Source organism: Brenneria rubrifaciens, assembly GCF_005484945.1.
Classification (GTDB): Bacteria; Pseudomonadota; Gammaproteobacteria; order Enterobacterales; family Enterobacteriaceae; genus Brenneria; species Brenneria rubrifaciens.
The window spans coordinates 2,634,104-2,656,731 of the sequence record NZ_CP034035.1; the positions used below are offsets into that span (position 1 = coordinate 2,634,104).

The 22,628-nt window shown below is 46.7% G+C and carries 20 protein-coding genes, 1 tRNA gene and 1 pseudogene; 5 read left to right on the forward strand and 17 right to left on the reverse strand.

All coding sequences use genetic code 11. From position 1 onward, the window contains the following. Positions 1–14 precede the first annotated feature (14 nt). The 4 genes from EH207_RS11990 to prmB are packed head-to-tail and all read right to left on the reverse strand — an operon-like array spanning position 15 to position 3,750. Complete coding sequence (locus EH207_RS11990) at positions 15–818, reverse strand: sulfite exporter TauE/SafE family protein (RefSeq protein ID WP_137714198.1); 804 nt, start codon at positions 816–818, stop codon at positions 15–17. Positions 819–821: 3 nt separating this feature from the next. After that, positions 822–1,667 carry a penicillin-insensitive murein endopeptidase gene (gene mepA / locus EH207_RS11995; protein ID WP_137715339.1) on the reverse strand — a complete coding sequence of 282 codons (846 nt, stop codon included), beginning with the start codon at positions 1,665–1,667 and terminating at the stop codon, positions 822–824. A gap of 6 nt (positions 1,668–1,673) precedes the next feature. After that, a complete protein-coding gene (aroC, locus tag EH207_RS12000; protein ID WP_137714199.1) occupies positions 1,674–2,759 on the reverse strand; it encodes a chorismate synthase in 1,086 nt (361 codons plus the stop codon). Positions 2,760–2,817: 58 nt separating this feature from the next. After that, complete coding sequence (gene prmB / locus EH207_RS12005) at positions 2,818–3,750, reverse strand: 50S ribosomal protein L3 N(5)-glutamine methyltransferase (RefSeq protein ID WP_137714200.1); 933 nt, start codon at positions 3,748–3,750, stop codon at positions 2,818–2,820. A gap of 170 nt (positions 3,751–3,920) precedes the next feature. On the opposite strand from prmB, the gene smrB reads away from it, so the two are divergent. Next, complete coding sequence (smrB, locus tag EH207_RS12010; RefSeq protein WP_137714201.1) at positions 3,921–4,463, forward strand: endonuclease SmrB; 543 nt, start codon at positions 3,921–3,923, stop codon at positions 4,461–4,463. 38 nt (positions 4,464–4,501) lie between these two features. Here smrB and sixA read toward each other — a convergent pair whose 3' ends face one another. The 4 genes from sixA to EH207_RS12030 form a co-directional block, all read right to left on the reverse strand. Continuing rightward, positions 4,502–4,984, reverse strand: a complete 483-nt coding sequence (gene sixA / locus EH207_RS12015) for a phosphohistidine phosphatase SixA (protein WP_137714202.1) — start codon at positions 4,982–4,984, stop codon at positions 4,502–4,504. A 274-nt stretch (positions 4,985–5,258) separates the two neighbouring features. Next, complete coding sequence (gene fadJ, locus EH207_RS12020) at positions 5,259–7,460, reverse strand: fatty acid oxidation complex subunit alpha FadJ (protein ID WP_137714203.1); 2,202 nt, start codon at positions 7,458–7,460, stop codon at positions 5,259–5,261. Continuing rightward, positions 7,457–8,770, reverse strand: coding sequence for an acetyl-CoA C-acyltransferase FadI (gene fadI, locus EH207_RS12025; protein ID WP_137714204.1), 1,314 nt, complete (start codon positions 8,768–8,770; stop codon positions 7,457–7,459). The genes fadJ and fadI overlap by 4 nt, the downstream gene beginning before the upstream one ends. 287 nt (positions 8,771–9,057) lie before the next feature. Beyond that, complete coding sequence (locus EH207_RS12030; RefSeq protein WP_137714205.1) at positions 9,058–9,354, reverse strand: YfcZ/YiiS family protein; 297 nt, start codon at positions 9,352–9,354, stop codon at positions 9,058–9,060. A 388-nt stretch (positions 9,355–9,742) separates the two neighbouring features. Here EH207_RS12030 and fadL point away from each other — a divergent pair, with 388 nt between their 5' ends. Continuing rightward, on the forward strand, positions 9,743–11,020 hold the full coding sequence (gene fadL, locus EH207_RS12035) for a long-chain fatty acid transporter FadL (protein WP_137714206.1): 1,278 nt from the start codon (positions 9,743–9,745) through the stop codon (positions 11,018–11,020). A 115-nt stretch (positions 11,021–11,135) separates the two neighbouring features. Here fadL and mqo read toward each other — a convergent pair whose 3' ends face one another. Together mqo and mlaA are read right to left on the reverse strand one after the other, a co-directional pair. Next, positions 11,136–12,719: a malate dehydrogenase (quinone) gene (gene mqo / locus EH207_RS12040; protein WP_137714207.1), complete on the reverse strand. Its 1,584-nt coding sequence runs from the start codon at positions 12,717–12,719 to the stop codon at positions 11,136–11,138. Positions 12,720–13,114: 395 nt separating this feature from the next. After that, positions 13,115–13,873: a phospholipid-binding lipoprotein MlaA gene (gene mlaA / locus EH207_RS12045; RefSeq protein ID WP_137714208.1), complete on the reverse strand. Its 759-nt coding sequence runs from the start codon at positions 13,871–13,873 to the stop codon at positions 13,115–13,117. Positions 13,874–14,230: 357 nt separating this feature from the next. On the opposite strand from mlaA, the gene EH207_RS12050 reads away from it, so the two are divergent. The 3 genes and pseudogenes from EH207_RS12050 to EH207_RS12060 form a co-directional block, all read left to right on the forward strand. Continuing rightward, a complete protein-coding gene (locus EH207_RS12050) occupies positions 14,231–15,190 on the forward strand; it encodes a formate/nitrite transporter family protein (protein WP_137714209.1) in 960 nt (319 codons plus the stop codon). A 69-nt stretch (positions 15,191–15,259) separates the two neighbouring features. Beyond that, positions 15,260–15,334 (forward strand) — tRNA-Arg (locus EH207_RS12055). A gap of 179 nt (positions 15,335–15,513) precedes the next feature. Continuing rightward, a pseudogene (locus tag EH207_RS12060) lies at positions 15,514–15,780 on the forward strand (Arm DNA-binding domain-containing protein); the annotation flags it as partial. 93 nt (positions 15,781–15,873) lie between these two features. On the opposite strand, the gene EH207_RS12065 reads toward EH207_RS12060, so the two are convergent. The 7 genes from EH207_RS12065 to EH207_RS12095 form a co-directional block, all read right to left on the reverse strand. After that, positions 15,874–16,380, reverse strand: a complete 507-nt coding sequence (locus tag EH207_RS12065) for a GNAT family N-acetyltransferase (protein ID WP_137714210.1) — start codon at positions 16,378–16,380, stop codon at positions 15,874–15,876. Between the two features lie 235 nt (positions 16,381–16,615). Next, entirely contained in the window at positions 16,616–17,923 is a 1,308-nt protein-coding gene (locus tag EH207_RS12070) for a hypothetical protein (RefSeq protein ID WP_137714211.1), read from the reverse strand. Continuing rightward, positions 17,913–18,806, reverse strand: coding sequence for a fatty acid desaturase family protein (locus EH207_RS12075; RefSeq protein WP_137714212.1), 894 nt, complete (start codon positions 18,804–18,806; stop codon positions 17,913–17,915). The genes EH207_RS12070 and EH207_RS12075 overlap by 11 nt, the downstream gene beginning before the upstream one ends. A 1-nt stretch (position 18,807) precedes the next feature. Further along, positions 18,808–19,578: an ABC-2 family transporter protein gene (locus EH207_RS12080; protein ID WP_137714213.1), complete on the reverse strand. Its 771-nt coding sequence runs from the start codon at positions 19,576–19,578 to the stop codon at positions 18,808–18,810. 1 nt (position 19,579) lies between these two features. Further along, positions 19,580–20,413 carry an ABC-2 family transporter protein gene (locus tag EH207_RS12085; protein WP_246048886.1) on the reverse strand — a complete coding sequence of 278 codons (834 nt, stop codon included), beginning with the start codon at positions 20,411–20,413 and terminating at the stop codon, positions 19,580–19,582. Continuing rightward, positions 20,388–21,407, reverse strand: coding sequence for an ATP-binding cassette domain-containing protein (locus EH207_RS12090; protein ID WP_137714214.1), 1,020 nt, complete (start codon positions 21,405–21,407; stop codon positions 20,388–20,390). Before EH207_RS12090 ends, EH207_RS12085 begins: the two co-directional genes overlap by 26 nt. Further along, positions 21,404–22,627, reverse strand: a complete 1,224-nt coding sequence (locus EH207_RS12095) for an ATP-grasp domain-containing protein (RefSeq protein WP_246048887.1) — start codon at positions 22,625–22,627, stop codon at positions 21,404–21,406. The genes EH207_RS12090 and EH207_RS12095 overlap by 4 nt, the downstream gene beginning before the upstream one ends. Between the last annotated feature and the right edge of the window lies 1 nt (position 22,628).

Here is a 22,628-nt window from a genome sequence, read left to right on the forward strand (position 1 = left end):
CGCGTTATTTATCGTCATGAGAAAAATTGCCCCAACCAGGCGCCGATCTCAGTGCCGTGACTGTCATAGATCAGCTTGCCGCTCATCACGGCGGAAACCATCACCAGCATGGGGCGAATCAGCTTCTGCCCTTTGTTCAGGACCATTTTGGCACCGATACGGGCACCAATAAATTGCCCGAGCAGCATCACGGCGCCCAGTCCCCACACCACCTTTCCGCCAAGGATAAAAAACAGCAGACCGCCAAAATTCGAGGTGAAATTGAGCACTTTGGCATGCGCGGTCGCCTTCGCCAGATTAAAACCACCCAGTGCGACAAACGCCAGCGCGTAAAACGATCCCGCGCCCGGCCCGAAGAAACCGTCGTAAAACCCGACACAACCGCCCGCGACCACCGCAAAAGGCAAGCCGGAAAGACGGCGCTGCCGATCGGTATCGCCAATTTTGGGCGACAACAGAAAATAAAGGCCGATGGTGATGATTAACACCGGCAACAGTTGGCGCAGAAAGTCAGCATGCATCTGCTGAATCAGCCAGGCGCCAAACATTGATCCCGCAAACGTCAGCGCGATGGCCAGCTTTTGTTCGCTTAAGTTGACCGCCCGGCGACGGATAAAGTACAGGCTGGCGGAGAAGGAGCCGCCAACGGCCTGAAGCTTGTTGGTCGCCAGCGCCTGCGCGGGAGAAAGTCCAACCGCCATCAATGCCGGGACGCCCAGTAAACCGCCACCGCCGGCGATGGAGTCGATAAAACCCGCCAGTATTGCTACCAAAAACAAGATGCCCAACATTTCGGGCCCAACCGCAAACCAGTCCATGAATTATTCCGCAGCAAAATGTTTGTCGACCAACGCCTGGCAAGAGGGATGCAAAGGAGGGGGAGAGGTTTTAGCCGGCGGTTCGCTGCCCGGTTGTTTTAGCTGGAACCAGCTGGTCAGCTCGGCGCCGCATCCATCGCCCGCGGGCGGCTGATCCTGATCCTGACATTCCAGGCTGTCTGCCGGGCAGCGTAGACGAACATGCATATGCGCACGATGTCCGAACCAGGGGCGAACTTTTCGCAACCAGTCACGATCGAATCCTGCATCGGCGCATAACTGTTTCTTAATCGCCGGGTTCACAAAAATACGGGTGACTCCGCTATCCTGTGCGGCCAGCTTCACCAGCGTCGTAATGTCTGACCGCCAGACGCGCGGGTTCACCTGACGACCGTTTGCCGTCACCAGATCTATCGGTTGCGGATTCAGCAATTGTTGCTGGCTCCAGCGCTGTTTCGGCAATTGCAGCCAGATGTCCACATCCAGACCGGACTGATGACTGGCATGGCCGCTGCTGAAGCGTCCGCCAACCGGCATCCCCATATCGCCAATCAACACATTGGCCGCGGTGCGGCGTTTCACATTCACGCTCAGACGATGAATAAACGCCAGCAAATCGGGGTGGCCGTAATAGCGCCGCTGATCGACCCGCATCACCTGATAATCCGGCGCCTGTAACGGCAGCGGCTGCGCACCGATAATACAACCGTTGGAAAAACTGCCGATAGACTGCGATGCACCCGTTACCGGGTGCGTCATTTCCTGCCAGGGCGTTTTCGCCCACGCCGTTTTCGCCAACAGCGGCAGGCTAAACGTCAATGCGATAACCCCAATCAACCCTTTTCTCATCATTTTCTACCAGCGGGGAACCTGACTCGCCACATCCCCACACTGCGCACGCTGACGCAGCAGGTGATCCATTAGCACGATCGCCATCATCGCTTCGGCAATCGGCACCGCGCGAATGCCGACGCACGGGTCGTGACGTCCGCGCGTCACTATTTCCGTCGCTTCTCCCTGACGATTGATCGTCCTGCCAGGTACCATGATGCTCGATGTCGGTTTAAGCGCCAGATGCGCGACAATATGCTGTCCGCTGCTGATGCCCCCCAAAATGCCACCCGCATGGTTACTCTGGAAACCATCCGGCGTGATTTCATCGCGGTTCTCACTGCCTCGCCGGGTCACCACGCCGAAACCGTCGCCGATCTCAACGCCTTTTACCGCGTTGATGCTCATGAGCGCATGGGCCAAATCCGCATCCAGCCGGTCAAAGACGGGTTCACCCAATCCCGCAGGGACGGACTCCGCCACCACGCTGACTTTTGCCCCGATCGAATCCCCTTCCTTTTTCAGCCCGCGCATCAACTCATCCAGCGTGTCCAGCTTATCGGCATCCGGGCAGAAAAAAGGGTTCTGTTCAACCAGATCCCAATCTTTAAGTTTGCAAGTCACTTCGCCGATCTGCGACAGATAGCCACGAATCTTTACGCCATATTCCCGTTGCAGATACTTTTTGGCGATAGCGCCCGCGGCCACGCGCATGGCGGTTTCACGGGCAGACGAGCGACCGCCGCCGCGATAATCACGCAGACCGTATTTTTGTTCATAGGTATAATCTGCATGACCGGGACGGAACACGTCTTTGATCTCGCTGTAATCCTGCGAACGCTGATCGGTGTTTTCAATCAGTAAACCAATGCTGGTGCCGGTGGTTACGCCTTCAAACACGCCTGACAGGATACGAACCCGATCGGGCTCGCGACGCTGGGTCGTGTAACGTGACGTCCCCGGACGACGGCGATCCAGATCGTGTTGCAGATCCGCTTCCGTCAGCGGAATTCCCGGCGGAACGCCGTCAACAATGCATCCCAGGGCAATACCGTGGGACTCACCAAATGTGGTGACGCGGAAAAACTGTCCAATACTGTTTCCTGCCATCACGACTCCTTAGCATATGCGTATAGGGTTTTAGCGTAGGCGTAGCTCGCCACGCGGCTTAATCTCGATAAGTGCTGAAATGCGCGTTGCAGTCAATTAACTGCGCTTTGCTCAGCATAAATACCCCGTCTCCGCCGTTTTCAAATTCCAGCCAGGTGAAAGGAATATCCGGGTATTGATCAATCAGATGCACCATGCTGTTGCCAACTTCGCAAATCAGCACGCCGTCATCGCTGAGGTAATCCGGCGCATTGGCCAAAATACGTCTGACCAGCGTCAAACCGTCATTACCTGCCGCCAACCCCAATTCTGGTTCATGGCGGAACTCCTGCGGCAGATCGGACATGTCCTCTTCATCAACGTAAGGAGGATTGGTCACGATCAGGTCATATTGAATGGCGGGCAATTCACGGAACAGATCGGAACGAATCGGGGTAACGCGGTGCTCCATGCCATGCTGCTGGATATTCTGCTCGGCCACCGCCAGCACATCGCCGGAAATATCCACCGCATCGACTTCAGCTTCAGGGAATGCCTGCGCACAGGCGATGGCGATGCAACCGCTGCCGGTACACATATCCAGAATGGCGTTGGGCAACGTTGGCAGCAGATCGCCGAAATGATCGTCAATTAATTCACCGATAGGCGAACGCGGCACCAGAACGCGTTCATCAACATAAAATTCGAGGCCGCAGAACCAGGCTTTATTGGTCAGATACGCCACCGGGATTCGCTCATTGACGCGACGGATAACGCGCTCGACAATGCGATGGCGCTCGCTGGACGTCAGGCGGGAAGTATAAATATCTTCCGGGATATCGAGCGGCAGAAACAGGCTGGGCAACACCAACTGTATAGCCTCATCCCAGGCATTATCCGTACCGTGACCGTAATAAACGTTGGCTGCGTTAAACCGGCTGACCGCCCAGCGCAACATATCCTGAATGGTATGAAGATCGCTGACGGCTTCATCAACGAAAATTTTGTCCAAGTTTGCCTCCGCAGACAGATCGGAATAGAAAATCGGCGCTTAGTTTGCCATGAAGCCCGCGACAAATCAGCAGATATAACGGGTGGAACTAATGGTTATACTGACTTTTATTTAGCGGCGGAACAGAGACAAGGTAAACTGACCGGATATTGATGCAGGGTGAATAACCGATGAATAATAAATATTCGCTGAATGACGAGGAATTGCAACTTTTCCGCACGTCAATTTCCGGTACTAAAAAATTGCGCCAGGATACTTATACCCATCAGCCACAACGCCGAAAGGTCGGCGAACCGCCAGCCAAACGACTCTTGCAGGAACAGGTTGACGCCAGCTTTTACTTTTCAGACGAATTTCAGCCACAGTTGGAAAGCGAAGGGCCGACACGTTACCTGCGCCCCGGCGCCAACCATTACGAACTGAAAAAACTGCGCCGGGGCGATTACTCCCCTGAACTGTTTCTGGATTTGCACGGTCTGACTCAGTTGCAGGCCAAGCAGGAGTTGGGCGCTCTGCTTGCGGCCTGCCGCCGGGAACATGTTTATTGTGCCTGCGTCATGCACGGTCATGGCAAACACATTCTGAAACAGCAAACACCGTTATGGCTGGCACAGCACCCGGACGTGCTGGCTTTCCATCAGGCTCCCAAAGAATTTGGCGGCGATGCGGCGTTATTGGTGCTGGTCGCGTTGGAAGCACCGAGTCTGGAATAGCGGGGATCGGAGGCGCTTTGCGCGCCTCTGCGGGACAGCTAAGATTTCAGCGTCAGTTGGGCCGGACTGACCAGCCAATCCAGTACGCCGTTGCCAGCGTGCGCCTCGACAGTGACGCTGGCGATGGCGGACGTGGCAAACATGGGCGCAGTTTCACCGGGACATAACGACGCTACCAGATAGCCGACCATCGGAAGATGCGACACCACCAGCGCCGTCCCCGCCCCTTCTTTCGCCAGCGCTCGCAGATAACCGGCGACCAACTGCGCGTCGCCGCCCGGCGTCAGTTCAGATAAACATTCATTCTCTTCAGGCAAGGACAAAATGGTCTGTACCACGTCCAGCGTTTCCCTGGCTCGTAAATAAGGACTTACCAGGACATGATCAATGTCTATCTGCTGATCATTCAACCAAAACGCCATTTGGCACGACTCCTCACAACCACGAGCGCTCAGTGGCCGCTGCGCATCACTGGTTGCGTCAGGTACGGCATCACCATGACGCATTATCAAAACTTGCATATCACACCGCTATGTTGATGAAAAATTTTGATAAAAATCATTTATCATCAGTAAGTTAGTTAAATTATCTTCTTCGCCGGTTATTACGTCCGACCAGGCAAGGCGCCATTATTACAGATTACTGCTGTAAATTTAACCGAAATTAAAGCGCGTTTTTATCCTAGCTCTCCAAATCGCCGCTACGCGCGGCGTGACGCTCAGACTAACAGAAGCCTCCTGATCGCCGACATATCAATTATCAATGCATCACTTTACCCGGGAGAGGAAGGGAACGTCAGTTTGGTTCAGGCATCTCGTCATCTGACACTTCATCCGTCACCGCGGGATAAAAAGTTTGCTGATTTTCGAGCATGGTCAGCAAACGCTCGCAGGGCGCGAAGCGATCGCCGTATTGCTTTTGTAACAGTTGCAAGGTTTTCACTACCGTTGCCATACCAAGGCGATCCATATAATGGAACGGGCCGCCGAGGAAGGGAGGGAAGCCCACGCCAAAGACCACGCCGATATCACCGTCACGGGCGCACTGGATCACCTCTTCATCCAGACAGCGAGCCGCTTCATTCAGCATCATCATGACACCGCGCTGGCTAATCAATGCGGGATCAATATGGGCCTTCGGCGTCACATCCAGCAAAGGATAAATCGTGTCGTCCACCTCTCTTTTTGCGTGCCTGAAACGGCGTTTCTCGCTGTACCGGTAAAAACCTTTCGCGTTTTTACGCCCTTTGCGGCCATCTTTCAGAATGGCATCAAACGCCGGCGGCGATTTAAACCGCTCGCCCAGCGCCTCGCTCAATACCGGGACAATTTTGGTGGCGATATCAATACCCACTTCATCCAGCAAGGTCAGCGGACCGACAGGAAAACCGAAACGCACCAGCGCCTCATCAATCGACTCAACCGGTTCGCCTTCCAGCAGGCAATAGGCCGCTTCGTTAATATAAGGAGCCAGAATACGGTTCACGTAAAATCCTGCGCGGTCAGCAACCACAATGGCGGCTTTACCCTGTTTTTTCGCCAGCGACACTGTCGTGGCGATTGTTTCCGCACTGGTTTGCGTATGCGGAATCACCTCAACCAGCGGCATTTTTTCCACCGGGCTGAAGTAATGCAAACCAATCACCTGCTGGGGCCGACTGGCCTGCGCCGCAATCTGGTGGATAGGCAATGACGACGTGTTAGAGGCAAAGATGGTATGGGGAGCCGCGTGCTGTTCAATCTCGGCAACCATTTTCCGCTTCAGCGACAGATCTTCAAACACCGCCTCAATCACGATATCGGCGTACTCGAATCCCCGATAGTCGGTGCTACCGGAAATCAATGTCATCAGACGCTGCCGCTCAGCGGGCTCCATCCGCTTGCGCTGTACCTGTTTGGTGAGCAACTGCCAGCTATAATTCAGGGCGTTGTTAATTCCCTGCTCGTTGATATCTTTAATCCGAACCGGTAACTCGCCGCGAACCGCCGTCACGCTGGCGATGCCGCCTCCCATCAGTCCGCCGCCCAGTACGCCCACCCGGTGGAGCGGCTGAGCGTCAGACGAAACGCTAAGCGCTTTTTTCAAGGAGGTTGAGGCAAAAAACAGGTGACGCAACGCGGCAGACTCCGGCGTCACAACCAGTTTGCCAAACGCCCTGGCCTCCTGCCGGTAACCTTCCTCAATCCCTTTATCCATGCCGCGTCGGACCACCTGAATGATCCGATCGACCGCCGGATAATTACCGTGTGTTTTCGCCCGCATCTTCGTCTTTACAATTTTAAACAGCAGACGCCGAATCCCCGGACTGGCCAATAAACGGGCGCGCCATCCCAGCACCGGCGCTTTGCGTTTACCTTTCCTGATAAGCGTTATCGCCGTCTCCAGCAAAATACTGGGCGGCACTGCGTCGTCAACCAGCCCCATGCTCAATGCCTGACTCGCGCGGACGCGGCGTCCGGTCAGCATCATATCCAACGCCTTGTTCACGCCGATCAAGCGAGGCAAACGCTGCGTCCCTCCTGAACCGGGTAACAGGCCAAGTTGAACTTCCGGCAAACCGAGTTCGGTTTTCTCATCCAGCGAACACACACGATAATCACAGGCCAGCGCCAGCTCTAGTCCGCCGCCCAGACAGGTGCCGTGAATCGCAGAAACAACCGGGAAAGGAAATGATGAAAGACGGGCAGAGATTTCCTGACCCTGCTTTGCCAAATTTTCGCCCTCCCCGGCGCTGGTGCATTTATCGAGCATGGCGATATTCGCCCCGGCGATAAACGAATCAGGCTTGGCGGAAATCAAAATCAGCCCCCTGAGCGCCGCGTGTTGCTGAGCGCGTTCAAAAACGCGGGTGATCTGCCCGACAAACTCGCGCTTCAGCGTATTCACTTTTTCTCCCGGCACATCGATCGTCACAATACCGATATTGTCCGGCCGGATAGTCAGAGAAAAAGCCGAGGTTTCGGCAGAGACGGTCGATAAAGGTTGCTGCTCGTTCATGGCGTCACCTCCAGTACCATCGCGGCGCCCAGTCCGCCCGCCGCGCAAGTCGTGGTCAATCCTAGTCCGCCGCCACGACGACGCAGTTCATTCAACGTCTGAGTCACCATCCGGGCGCCGGTGGCAGCAAACGGATGTCCATAGGCAAGGGAGCCGCCAAGTACGTTGAACTTTTCCATATCCACCTCACCCAGCGGCGAATTTCGCCCCAGTTTATAACGGGCAAACGCTTCACTGGCAAACATCTTCAAGTTTGCCAGCGTCTGAGCGGCAAATGCCTCATGCATATCGATCAGTGTCAGATCGGCGAGCGTAACCCCCGCTCTCTCCAGCGCCAGGGGGGAAGCATACGCCGGCCCCAGCAGCATATCTTGCCACACATCAATGGCGCTAAACGCGTAACTGCGCAGATACCCCAACGGCGTGATACCCAGACTTTTGGCTTTAGATTCACTCATCATCAAAATGGCGGCGGCCCCGTCAGTCAGAGGCGTGCTGTTAGCAGCGGTGACGCTGCCGTGCTTGCTATCGAAAGCGGGCCGTAGCCGGGCATAGTGTTCCGGGGACGAATCGTGGCGAACAGTATTGTCCTCATGCAACGCCTGCCGGTAGGGAGGCACATAGGCAGTCATGACCTCATCCAGCAGTTTCCCTTCTTCCCAGGCACGGGCGGCCAGACGATGTGAACGATACGCCAGGGCATCCTGCTCCTCACGCGTAATGCCGTAGGTTTTCGCCATCTGCTCGGCGGTATCGCCCATTCGCAACCCGGTGGAATACTCGGCGATGACTGGCGCGACAGGCAGCAAATCTCTGGGGCGCAAGCGTGCCAGCAGTTTAAGTCGCCGGCCCAGGGTGCGGGCTTTGCTCAGATCCAGCAGCATTCTGGCCAGCGGCTTACTCATCCCAATCGGCAATACGGAAGAAGAATCCGCCCCTCCGGCAATCCCAACTTCAATCGTGCCGGCCATAATGCTCTCGGCAAGGTTGGCCACGGCCTGAAAACTGGTGGCGCAAGCACGGGAAACGCTATAAGCATCGGTGTGGACGCTCATGCCCGTGCCCAACACAATTTCTCTGGCGATATTAGGCGCTTCCGGCATTTGAATCACCTGACCAAACACCAGTTGATCCACATTTTCAGGATTCACTCCGGTGCGGATGAGTAGCTCGCTCACCACCATTTTCCCCAGATCCATCGCGGGTACACCGTGGTACGCTGTCGCCTGACGAGCAAATGGGGTACGTAACCCATTAACAATCGCCACGCGATCGCCATGACAAGTTTTCAGCGGTAACGCCTTGTTCATAAATGCTCCTGTTTGACAGAGAATACAGCCCATGCACAACAGGTCGGACCTGAACTTATTGTTTACTAGATAGTTACATTCCGCAAACCAGTACAGCAGAAAAACGTGAATATCAACAGGGGAACCACAGGGTAAAGCGGGGATACGCGCAGGAGGAGAGAAATCTCTCTAGACGTCATCGATATGATAATGACAACAGTAAGGTGTGCTCATTTCCTTTCAGGAAGCGGCGTTTTAGGAACCGCGTTTCAGGGGCTGACGTTCAGCCCCCGATAGGGTCAAAGGCATTAACGAAGGCCGAGTTGGAAAATCATCGTTTCAGCCTGACAACTGAATGTAAAATTAATATCCAGTTTCACCCCGCCTTCAACAGCCTCAATCTTGCTTTCAATCAGGCAAGGCTCGGACTCTACAGTACGGGCTTTTTCGGTTAACAAACCTAGCATGGATTCCGCCTCGGCACGCTCAGTGAAAACTTTGCTGTAAGAAGCGGTACAGTCGGTGTTATCCATTACCGTGCCAACATCGACGCAGCAACAGGCGGCAGTTTCTTCAGCACTACATTTGTTTATCGCATTTGTCATCGTTCTTTCCTCTTGCGGGCAATAAGCAGCCGATTTGATCCGGTGAAAAATCTTCTATCCCCATCTATTTTACTCGTCGGGCTACGTCAGGACTAGAATTTACTGTCCTCGGGGGTAATGAATGACATTCGTCACATACCCCCTTGTTAGACCCGAGTAAAACTTTCATAAAACCCCCTCATTGAAATCGACCAAACTGTTAACAAGATTTGTTTATGCATCTTTTTATCAACATTTTATATACATAGTTTAAGCATGTTGATATCCACCTCTTGTTACTTTGCCAACTGGTCTGATTTGTCAGACCGAATGCGCCCCCTACAATGCGCGTCCCTTGTTACCTGTGTAACAAAAAAGTAAATAACAAATATATAAAGAGGTTTTGGTCATGAACCCAAAAAACCTGTCAAAAAAATCCGCAATTGCGGTTACAGCGGCACTGGTTTCAGCAAACGCGTACGCTGCGGGTTTTCAACTTAATGAATATTCAACATCAGGACTGGGACGTGCGTTTTCAGGCGAAGGTGCGGTGGCTGACAATGCAACCTCTGGCAGCCGTAACCCAGCGACCATGACCCTGTTTGATCGCCCTGTTTTCTCCGGTGGCGTTACCTATATCAATCCCGATATTGATCTGAACGGTTCGAGTTCATCAGGCCAAAACGCCGACGCCAACAATATTGCGCCCCATGCCTGGGTTCCGAACCTGCATTTTATTATGCCGCTCAATGAGCAATGGGCTATCGGCGCCTCGGCTGTCACCCACTATGGTCTGGCAACCGATTTCAGCGACAGTTATGTTGCAGGGTCTATCGGCGGAGATACCGACCTGGTGACTTCCAACGTCAATCTTAGCGCCGCATACCGTCTGAATCAGCACTTCAGCTTCGGTTTGGGCGTGAATGCCGTTTATTCAGATGCAAAAATCGTTCGCCACGCGGGTGAATTGTCTTCAGCATTGCCGCCAGCCCTCGGTTTACAACCGTCATCTGAAATATCCCGTCTGGAAGGCAAAGAGTGGGGATACGGCTGGAACGCCGGTATTCTGTATGAAGTGGATGAAAATAACCGTTTCGGCCTGACCTACAAGTCTAAAGTCGATGTTGATTTTAATGGCGATTACAGTAATGACATCCCAACCTTTGCTGGTGGAACAGGGGGGGCAACGATCCCCGGCAAGCTGACGCTGAATCTGCCGGAAATGTGGGAAGCTTCCGCCTACCACCGCGTCGCCCCGAAATGGGCGGTTCACTACAGCCTGGCTTACACCAGTTGGAGTCAATTCCAGGAGTTGAAAGCGACCGGCAATAACGGTCAGACCCTGTTCGAGAAAGAAGAAAGCTTCCGCGATGCGTTCCGTCTCGCGCTTGGCGCCACCTATTATTATGACGATAACTGGACTTTTCGTGGCGGTATCGCCTTTGATGACAGCCCGGTTCCCGCCGACAAACGTTCTATTTCCATACCGGATCAGGATCGTTTCTGGTTGAGCGCCGGGACGACCTATGCTTTCAACAAAGACGCCTCGGTCGATGTGGGCGTCTCCTACATGCACGGAAAGAAAGTCAGCATTACTGAACCGGCACCTTTCGGCGACGCCACCTATGAATACGGTTCAAATGGCAAAGCCTGGCTATATGGCGTGAACGTCAACTACGCGTTCTGACATCGTCTGTTGGTTTCAGCACAGGCAGGTAATTCGCTCTTACCTGCTTTTTTACCTCTGCCATTGGCACAAATGGCAGAGGTAAAAAAGGCCGCTTTCGCGGCCTCCTTCACCATTATTCCGGTTTCACTTCAATATAATTCAACTCCAAGGTACTGCTGGTATAACTGCGGATTTTATTGGTCAACTCAATATTACCATCCAGCTTCTGACCATAAGACGGAATGATTTCCTTCAGCTTGGCCTGCCATTCTGGGGTGACAACCTTATCTTTAAACACTTTTTCCATCAGGCTCAACATAATCGGCCCGGAGGTCGACGCGCCCGGTGAAGCGCCCAGCAGCGCGGCAATCGAACCATCTTTTGAGCTGACAATCTCAGTACCCAATTTCAGCACGCCGCCTTTATCTTCGTCTTTCTTGATAACCTGTACGCGCTGACCGGCAACGGCCAGTCTCCAATCTTCTTTTTTCGCGTTAGGGAAATATTCCTGCAACGCGGCAAAGCGATCGTCATCATTCATCATCACCTGGCTAATCAGGTACTTAATCAGATCGATATTATCCAGACCAACGTGAGTCATCGGCATGATATTAGACAGCGTCACCGAACTAATCAGATCCCAAAGTGAGCCATTCTTCAGGAACTTACTGGAAAATGTGGCAAATGGCCCAAACAACAGTACCGGCTTACCATCAAAAATGCGGGTATCCAGATGTGGAACGGACATCGGCGGTGCACCGACAGAGGCTTTACCATAGACTTTGGCCATATGGCGTTTCACGATTTCAGGTTTTTCCGTCACCAGGAATTCACCGCCAACTGGGAAACCGCCGTACAGATCGGCTTCAGGAATGCCGGATTTCTGTAACAGTTGCAATGCCGCGCCGCCCGCGCCGATGAAGACAAACTTGGCTTTGATAACGCTTTCTTTCTCGCCGTCCTTCAGATTAGCGTAAGTCACGCTCCAGGTATTGTCCGCATTACGTTTAATATCGCGAACTTCAGCATTAAGGTGCAGTGAGAAATTCTGCTTTTTCTTTAGAGAATCCACCATTTGGCGGGTGATCTCGCCATAGTTGACATCAGTCCCGATCGGCATGCGGGTCGCCGCGATTTTCTGCGCCGGATCGCGCCCTTCAATCACCAACGGCGCCCATTCTTTGATGATGTTGGGATCTTCAGAAAATTCCATACCGCGGAACAGCGTGCTGTGCTGCATAGCCTGATAACGGCGATTCAGGAAACGGGTGTTTTCATCTCCCCAGACGAAGCTGATATGCGGTACGCTGTTAATAAATGAATTCGGATCGTGAAGAACACCGTTCTTCACCTGATAGGACCAAAACTGGCGAGAAACCTCGAATGCTTCACTAATCTCCACCGCTTTACTGATGTCAATAGGACCATTTTCGTTATCAGGCGTGTAGTTCAGTTCCATAAAAGCAGAATGGCCTGTACCGGCATTATTCCAGCCGTTTGAGCTCTCTTCCGCCACATTATCCATACGCTCGACCATGTCGATCGACCAGTCCGGCTGTAGTTCTTGCAAATAAACACCCAGTGTAGAACTCATAATCCCGCCGCCGATCAACACTACATCGGTGGTTTTTTCTGCGGTTTTGTTCTCTTCAGCCAGAGCAGATTGGGAAATGCCCAATGCACTCAGACAAAAGAGCATAGCAAGTAGTTTCTTCATGCTTATCTCTCTATTTATGGTTTTTATCATTGCAGGTAACAAATTGACTTATCCCTTCGCTGACAATGATATTGATCCTTCTTGTACAACAAGAAATTATTGTTATGATCTTTTTTTGTTAAACAGTGTTTAACAAAAAAATCAGCTTGCTGACTTATAAGATGTGCACCAAAACATCCTGGCTATACGCTAAGCCGCAACATTATTATTATCTGAAGGATTAAAATAAATTTATGTAAGTAAATAAATAAATGAACAACAATGCAATAACTTTTTTGAAACAAAAAAAACAGAAACAACGTAAAAGGTAATATTAGCAACATTTTATAAAACCTAAAGGCACCCGAAGGTACCTTTATTGTTAAGAAGGGAAAGTCAATTAAGAGGTTTAAACGTTACTCGGCGTCAATTTCGTCGAGTGAGTCCTCAATCGCCGCTGCATTCGGATTGACCTGCGGAGTAATCTGACCGTCGCTGGCCAGGAAATCATGCCGCTGGAAATACGCCTCACGCATCATCAGGTACGGATCGGAAGAGTTGCGCAGGATGCCATCGGAATCCAGCAACTGAGCGCGAGTTTCCAGCCCTTCTATCGCCCATTTTCCTGCGGACATCCAGAACGTCAGGTAGCTCATTACCGGATACAGCGTATCCACTACGCCACCGCCATCTTCACGCAACGTCGCGCTGCCATAGGCCGGCAGCACCACATAAGGCCCGTAGCCCATGCCGTAGTTGCCCAATGTGCTGCCGAATCGACGAGACTCTTCTTTTGCCAGCTTGGGGTTGGCCATGGACGCCACATCAATCAGGCCGCCCATACCCAGTAAGGTATTCAGGAAGAAGCGATTAAAGTGAATCATCGCTTTATAGGGCTTACCCTCAACAAAATAGTTCACCATAGAAGCGGGTTCTTCCAGGTTACTAAAGAAGTTGCTCAGGCCATTACGTGCCGGTCTTGGCACATAGTCGCGCCAGACGACCGCCGCAGGCCGCACCAGATAAGGGTCCAGCATGTCGTAGTTAAAGCTGAACATGGTACGGTTAAAGCCTTCAAGCGGATCAGCCCGCCCTTCTTGAGAGCGATCCCCGGAACTGGCGCAGCCGATAAGTATTACGCTGGCAAACACCACTCCAGTCAGGCGGTAATTCATATCTGTTCTCCCTGATTATATTGCGTTATGCCCCACGGCTGAGAATAGCCATTCCCCAATCCCTGCCGGCCCAGGAGAATGTCAATACAGAGCGGTATATAGCCGATAGTTTACCATTTTATGGTTTCGCTTCTACTTTGGCTTATGCATTCCTACTTTTTCAGATGCTTACCAGATTATTCTCAGAGCTGAAAGGAATGATGAAACCGACCCGATAGGCTGATTGAATGAGCTGTCTCAGCACACCTTACGGATATCACTCGATCATAGCATAAACGGGTGACGTGACAGACGCTAACGCCTGTTTTGAAAGCAACTACGCTTATAATAAGAAAAGAGAAGTTAGCGAGAACGTCTATGAATCAGCCCAATGAGAAAAACACGGTTAATGAAGAAAAAAATCATCCCCATAGTGACAGCAGGGAAGTCAAGAACGAAGAAAACACGCAGGGCAAAGCGATTGAGGTAAATGAGAAGATTTTGCCCTCTCCCGCCGCCGCCATTCATGAGGCACTGCGTCATGAAGGGCAAAAAGAGCTGCAACGGGATGCGATGGCCTTATTCTGGTCAGCCCTCGCTGCCGGCCTGTCGATGGGGGCATCCTTTATGGCCATCGGCATGCTGCATATCAATCTGGTTGGCGTCCCCGGTGGATTTTTGCTGGAAAGTTTCGGCTATACCATCGGTTTTGTCATCGTGATTATGGCGCGTCAGCAGTTGTTTACCGAAAACACCGTGACGGCAGTCCTGCCGGTGATGCATAAGCTTGTCGGTCACAATTTCTATCTCTTGTTCAGGCTGTGGAGCATTGTCTTAATTGGCAATTTGGCTGGCACCGCATTAGCCGCGCTGTCCTTCACCTGCATGCCGATTTTTGATGGCGAAACTCGGAAAGCGCTAATCGATATCGCCATGAAAGTCATGAAAAACTCACCAAAGGAGATGTTCGCCAACGCCATCGTTTCAGGTTGGGTAATCGCCACCCTGGTCTGGATGCTTCCGCGTGCGGGGGCGGCCAAGATTGCAGTCATCATCATCATGACCTGGATGATTGCTTTCAGTAACCTCACCCACATTGTCGCTGGCGCTTCTGAGATCTTCTATCTGGTATTTGTCAGAGAAATCGCCTGGCAGGACTTTGTCTGGCCATTTGCCCTCCCTACGCTGGCGGGCAACATCATCGGCGGCACGTTTATTTTTGCACTGATGAGCCATGCACAGATCCGTAGCGATATGAGTGAACAAGCCAAGATGGAAGCGGAAAAACGGGAAAAGCAAATGCGACAGTCTGAAGGAGAAAAAGAGGCGGATTGCTGACAGTTTAAGCAAACGCGCGGGTAAGCGCTTATTCTCACGACAAAAATGAGTATAATACCCCCGCTATAAGTCCCCATAGTTAAATGGATATAACGAGCCCCTCCTAAGGGCTAGTTGTAGGTTCGATTCCTGCTGGGGACGCCAAATGTTAGCCTACCGAAGTATCTCATAGTCTAGTTAACTCATTATTTTCAAACAATTATCTCCTTTTTATAGCCTACTCAGATTTATCACGGCCCCTGGAAATCCACGCTGTTTTGTTGGTACATATGTTGGTATGTTTAGTTCGATAATGCATATACCATCAGCGGAGGGTTTTTAATATGGCGCTCACTGAGTTAAAAGTGAGAAATACGAAGCCTGCTGAAAAGCCTGCCAAAATGACAGACGGTAATGGTATGCATCTATTGATCACCGCAAGCGGTTCAAAATACTGGCGTGTTCAGTATCGCTTCGGTGGCAAACAGAAAACCCTCTCACTGAGCGTTTATCCAGAGGTTTCACTATCAGAAGCCAGACAACAAATTGCCAATAACATCGATCCCTGTGAAAAGAGAAAGGCTGAGGAGAAAAGTTTACCGGGATGCTTACAGAAGAACGAGTAAAGTATGAGAAGGCAGTTCTGTTAGGCCAGGTAGATGCTAAAAGCAGAAAGCGTAGGGGGAGACGGCTTTAAATTCAAATCAATCAGTGAATTTTTTTCTCGGGCGTGTTAACCACTCACTCCACGGTATGTCGCGACCTGGATATGCAGGTTTTTTTATGCCCCAAAATTCAACAACCCAGCTACGAATAAAATTTTCTATTTTAACAGTAAGATAAGTGCCAGCAAATTTTACATTAAACCAATAATAAATAGCGACATCGCTACCTTCATATAAAGATGGGAAAATATAAACGCACCCAATACAGATGCTTTCTTCATCATCCAATATGATATAAGAAAATCCTATGCGATCTTGAAAGTCTTGATAGTCCTCTAATATATAACGAAGATTGTCTTCTCTACTATTTATGCCTTCAGGCCAATTGTCAGAGAAAATGTCTCCTAATATTTCTTTACTTGCGATTACAGCATCGTAATCTAAATTCGAATAGACGGGGCTAAGGGGACGAAGGATGAAAAATTCACCATTTACATACATGGGGACGTTAAAGTCGTCTGGAACTATTTTATTAAATTTAGTCATGCCTTACCTCTTGCGCCTGAATTTAATGTTACTGAAGGTGTTTTCTAATGATGGCGCCAACGCTGAATATGTCGGACGAGCATAAACTTTGAAAATTGAAAAAAAACACCGTTTACAAATGTCCAAGTTGTAATGTACATCACCTTCAATATATTCAGCACTGATAATGTCTATTTCAGTTTCGATAGAATCAATATCGCTGATACATCCACACATATCACATACTTTTTTTAACTTAATCATACAAATACTCTGCTGCAAAGTGTAAGTTAATGCCAGATAATCCGAATGCAGCTCCCTGATGAGCGTTTATAACTCCTGGTTGCTGAACCCCTATGGCAGCGCGAGTAAGATTTCCTATCAAGTTACCATTAAATGTTATTAATCCATGAACGACCGATGACAGACCTTCTTTTACTTTACCATTGCGATCAACAGATTGCATATACGATAACTCACCAATTATCCTTTCTTGGATGACCCATAAATTATCGTCAGATAAAGCATCGTCTAAAGCTTTTAGCCATTCTTCCTGTTGACACATCCAACTACAAACAATGCCATTTCCACCATATCCTTCTGCTGGTTTAAGTACAAAATCACCATCATGAAATAAGACAACATTCGAAGGGTTTAATACTTCACTAGACGGAAAGAGAGCCACTATTTCTTTTGCCTCATTAGCTGCAAGCGAATCTTTCGCATAATCAATAAGATAAGGAATAAAGGCTTTGTTTGAAAAAATAAGCTCTCTGAAACCGAGTAAAGATACAATCTCTCCCGATCTAATTTTTTTTAAAAAATGACAGTGGTTTTCTTGAGTTTCATTCAATTCATACAAATTAAACATGGGGATGAAATGTGTAACGGCATGGCCTTTAAAATAGGTACAATCTTCCTTAAAATTAAAATCATTAATTGTGCCGGAAATGTATAATCCAGCTTTTGTTTTGTTCATATTAGAAACGAAATTATGTAAATAGAAATCATATTTATGGTATCCTTCTGTTGTCTCTATCACCGGGATTATAGAATTTTTACCAACAGTATCAATGATACCTTTAGCGAGAAAATAAAAAGAATTATCAAGATCGGGAACATCTAAGTTAGAACCACTTACGCGATAAAAGTTGTTACGAACGTTGTTCATAGAAAAGCCATTTAGCCCCCCAAGGCAGAAACCAGTATTGATTTCAATTACTTTCCACATATTATTTTCGTAAATGATGTCCCATCTTAAAGGAACTGGCGCCATAACGTTGTCTAGCATAATGTAGTCACCCATCCATTTCGGGATGCCTAACTTTTGTAATAAAAACTCAAGATTATCGTAATGATTACTCCAAATTTCATTCATAAGATCCTCAATACGAGAGAGTAATCTCTCCAAGCGTTTTATTTGGTTATGTTCATAGATCACCGATGTCAATAACCATTCCCAATCGGGGGAAATAATCCCATGCTCTATGGCTTGGGAACGGATTTCTCTCGCATAACATGTGTGCGTTAATTTATTATTCGTATAAGCGATTTTATTTGTCATTGAGCCACCTCTGAATATGGTTAATAGCTAAGTGCTCACTGGTGAGATACTCGCTATTTTCAAGTAAAATTTTATGTGCTACATGGTGCTTTTCGACACTTAACCAGGGTAGTAAATGATGTACTAAGTGATAGCCATCAAATCTAGGCATTAAAAGTGCGCTTAAAAAACGATTTTTTATAATGAAGTTTCTAGATTTATGTATTGAGCTATCATTATTCAGTAATCCGCCATGATCAAGAACATCAGTAAGATGTTTTTGAATTTGATAGAAATAGCAATACGGTACAATGAATAAAAATAGAAACCATAAAGGGAAGCTGAATAGTAAAAATGAAAGAGTCAATACATAGCTCAATCGCACAGCATTAGACCAAAAAGGGGCGTCACCATCATAAATAATGAAAAAAAAGGTGTCTTTAATTTGACGTAGAAATAGTGCTTGATGAACATGTCGTAAGACACGGCGGCGAGTCATTTTTTTATGAAGCCCATATTTACGGATTCCATTAAAATCCATATCTTTATCCATATCACCTAAATGTTTATGATGAGTTAGATGTTCTTTTCTTATCAATTTGAATTTTGAAAACTCGGCAATAGCGAAAATTTCCCCAAAAAACTCATTAAGTTTTTTATTTTTACAAAAACTGAAATGAATACATTCATGGGACATATTGTTTATGGCTCTAAACCGTGTGCCGATATAAATTGAAATAAATGGAAAGAGCATATAATAAAAGCTACTAAAAGTGACCGCGCAGCATACTGCGTAAGCAATAATCCATGGAATGACCATGTTACTAAAAGCAACTAAAAAAGCTTCAAACGTGCCTTTTTTAGTGTTTATTTTCTTTATTTTTTCGACGAGATACGCGTCCATTTCAACCTCCTAATCCATTAAATTTCTTTACAGTAGTTTTGTAAGTAAACAGCATAACAGTGAACATTATAACTGTGCTTAAGAGCAGGTATTTTATATTCCATTCATTTTTGTTTAGTAATAAGGACACCGGTAACGATGCTGAAAATGCCACTGGAATTATGAAAAGCATCCATTTCACTATTGATGTTGGATAAATTGCTATGGGAATAAATGAAAGCTCAAAAATCATCTCATGAAAGTAGTCAACAGGCATTTTTCTACTGGTTATAAAAGTAAAGAAATTAAATATCATAAAGAAGAAAAGGTTAATTAAAAAAACGCATAATAGAGATATAAAGAAATATCCCCAGCTCAGCGTAGGATTTAAAAGATTCGGTAATGTAACGAAGCTATATGCAAATAGTAAAGTAATTAAAAAATTGAGGATGTTAAGTGGTTTGCACCAACCGACAAGAACCATTACCCACACGGATACCGGTTTTGTGAGATAAACTTCTATTCTTCCTTCCGCAACATTTTCAAAGAAAGTTTCAATGGAGTTAGTAAAAATACTTAAGAGAAGGCCTAAGAGAATGAAAACAGTAAATATTAAATTAACTTCTTCTTTATTGTAAACACCCAAACCACCAGAAAATGATGATATTTGATCGATAAAAACAAACTGAATAAAATAATAACTTAGTGAAAGGATGAATTCACCCAACAAATTTGTGGTATATGCACACTGCCTTTTAACATTCATTCTGAAGTAATAAATTAAAATATTCATATTACCCACCTGCGCCGTTATAAACATTCATTCCTTTAAACCAAACAATACGAATAATTAAGAAAAACACAAAAATGTAAAATATGCCACCAATTAAAAAATGCAGAAAAACTGATTCCGCATATGTGGTCATATATTCGGCAGGTGCAGAAATAGTAAAATGATAGGGGTTGTACTTCATTAGCGGCATTAGCCAGTCAGGCCAAAATGATGGAGGTAAAAGTACACCGCCAAGAAGCGCTGAGCTAAATATACTAAATGAGAGTAAAATATTATATTCAATAACCCAGAAGCAAAGCAATGAAAGGCAGAAAGAAAGGAGAAAGCAGAGCAACTGAGAAATGATTATAATCATTATTACAGCTAAAAGTGTATATAAAAAAGAAACGTCTGCTTTTTCTGCCTCAAGAAAAGATAAATGTCTGATAAAAAACAATACTAACACTGGGATTGTATACAAAATGCTCTCACCGAAGAAAGTAAAGAATCTTTGGGCTAAATAATGAAATGGTTTAGTTAGCCAGACTTCCAACTCACCTTTTCTTATATGTCCAGAGAGAGTCCGAATCATATCATAACCATTATTCATACGAGATAACATTAATGCAAAAGCATAATAATAGATAATGTCATTAAAACTGAAGCTATTTATTTTTCCAGTTTGAGATGAAAATATTGAATTCCATAATATAAGTTGAATAATAAATGGTGAAACAGTCCCCATAAAGAAATCAGTAAAAAACATTGCTCTATCGTTAACGATAGTAAGTAATCCATTCCTTGAATAGAGGTACATGGAAAAGAGGGAGTTAGTTAAACTCTTTAAACTTAACACGTAGCATTTCCTCAAGTGAAGGTGTTGAAACAGAAAAAGCACAGCTCAGCTCGAATGTCAGCTCCCGTATGAATAGAGGGCAATCTGAACGTGAAAGAGAAATACTAAGCTCTAAGTCCTCATCCATAAATTCATTTATTTTAATGTTTACTGACGTTTTACTTGATATTTCTCGAATTTTTGATGCGACATAGCTTGGCTCTAATCCATTCCCACAAAATAATGTGATTGAAACAAGTGACGGGACAATTTTTTTTAATTCTTCAATGTTACCATGAAACTTATTTTTTCCGTTGTGTAGTAAAATTATTTCATCCACATAACCGTCGATATCGCCCATATCATGGCTTGTTATAATGTAGCTCACTCCTCTCTCATGCTTAAGTGATTTTAAAAGCTCTCGGATTTCATGTTTAGATGTAATATCTAAACCGATAGTCGGTTCGTCTAAAAATAATATTTTTGGTCTAAACGATAAGTTAAACGCAAGTTCGCTTTTAACTCGTTCTCCAAGGCTTAAAAGCCTCACCGGTTTATCCATCAGTTTTTTTAAATTTAGTAAGTCTAAAATCTCTCGTAAATCACGTTCAAAAGTGTCACGATCAATTCCATACATGGGTTGTACCATTTCTAAGCTGTTACGCAAAGGCAAGTCCCACCACAAGCAGTTTTTGTGACCAAAAACTACGCCTAAATTTTTAAAAATATCTTTCTTTTTTTTATATGGATCTGTATCTAAAACTCTAACGTCACCTAAATCTGCACGTTGAATTCCAGATAAAATTTTGATAAGTGTTGACTTCCCTGCGCCATTTGGACCGAGAATAGCCAAAGACTGCGCTTCATAAAGCTTAAAACTAAGATCTTCGATCACTTTATGTGATGTGTAAGTAGGCCGAATTAAGTCTTTGATTCGGCCGCTTACTCCAATACTATTGAATTTACTTCGATAAATTTTAGAAACATTTCTCAATTCTATCAGCGGAGCCGTCATTGCTTTACTCCTAATGTAACATTGTAATTCTCAATCACTTTTTTATATTCTCTATTAATAAGACTGGGTTTACCTGAAAAAATGAACATGCCTAAACAATCTTTATGATTATAGAATTCTCCACTGGCTATTTCGTCAATTTGTGCGATTTTAAATACTTTCAGTGAGGTTAATTCTTTTAAATTTGGAGTGGAAACATGAGTCACTTTTTTCGGTACTAAAGAAAGATGATCTTTAGGGTATAATAAGTAGGCATAACCAATGTCTTTATCTGTACAAACCAGCTTCGATACCACACCTAATTGTGCTGCTAAATGAATAAGTCTGAGATCAATACCGTAAGTATGTAAGATAGCATCTGTAATTGGCCCCCCTCCTGGGCGGAAAGCAATTTCAAGAAGCGATGGCTCTTCTATACCCTCAAATGCTTCAACATGGTAGACCCCATCTGGAAAAGTGAATGCACTTTTCAGTTTTTCAGTAAAAGGCAACCACATTGATTGAACTTCATTGTGCGGTACAGAAATGCCCCCTAAAACTTTACCTTTTAAGTAATCTAAAGGGCTACCTTGATATGCACCGACAGATATAAATACAATTTTTCCATAAAGCACAACGCAATCTATGTGAAAGATATCTTGACTATTATATTCTTCAATTAAAAACTGTCCTGCATCCATATCTCGATAATTATCGGAAACTCCTTTTAGCTCAGCAGGTAACTCCGATAAATTATAAATCACGGAAACACCGACAGCGCCAGCAAGAGAACGGGGCTTCAGCACTACGGGTAATTTAACTTTTTGCTGTAATACATCGCTCAGATGAAATTCCTCGGGGGTTGATATTTTATGATGTGAGGCAATAATTTTCATCAGTTGCTTGTCTCTAAACTTTCTTGCATCCTCACATTTTAAGCCTGGAAGCTTCAATCGTTCGCGGGCATAGGCTGATACGAAAAGAGAAAATTCATCATTCGAAATCACCTCATTTATCTGATGTAAGGCTAGAATTTTTTCTACAACTAAGGCAACGTCAGTATGAATAGCAAAATCTTTTATAACATAAATGTTATGACTTTCAATGATTTCTCCGGATACCGTAAAATCTTCGATGAGAAAAACAAATTCATATGATGCGATATTGTATTCTTTCTTCAAAGATTTGATCTTTTCCAAAATGTCTAGCTCGCATGAAACTAATAATATTTTTTTCATCATT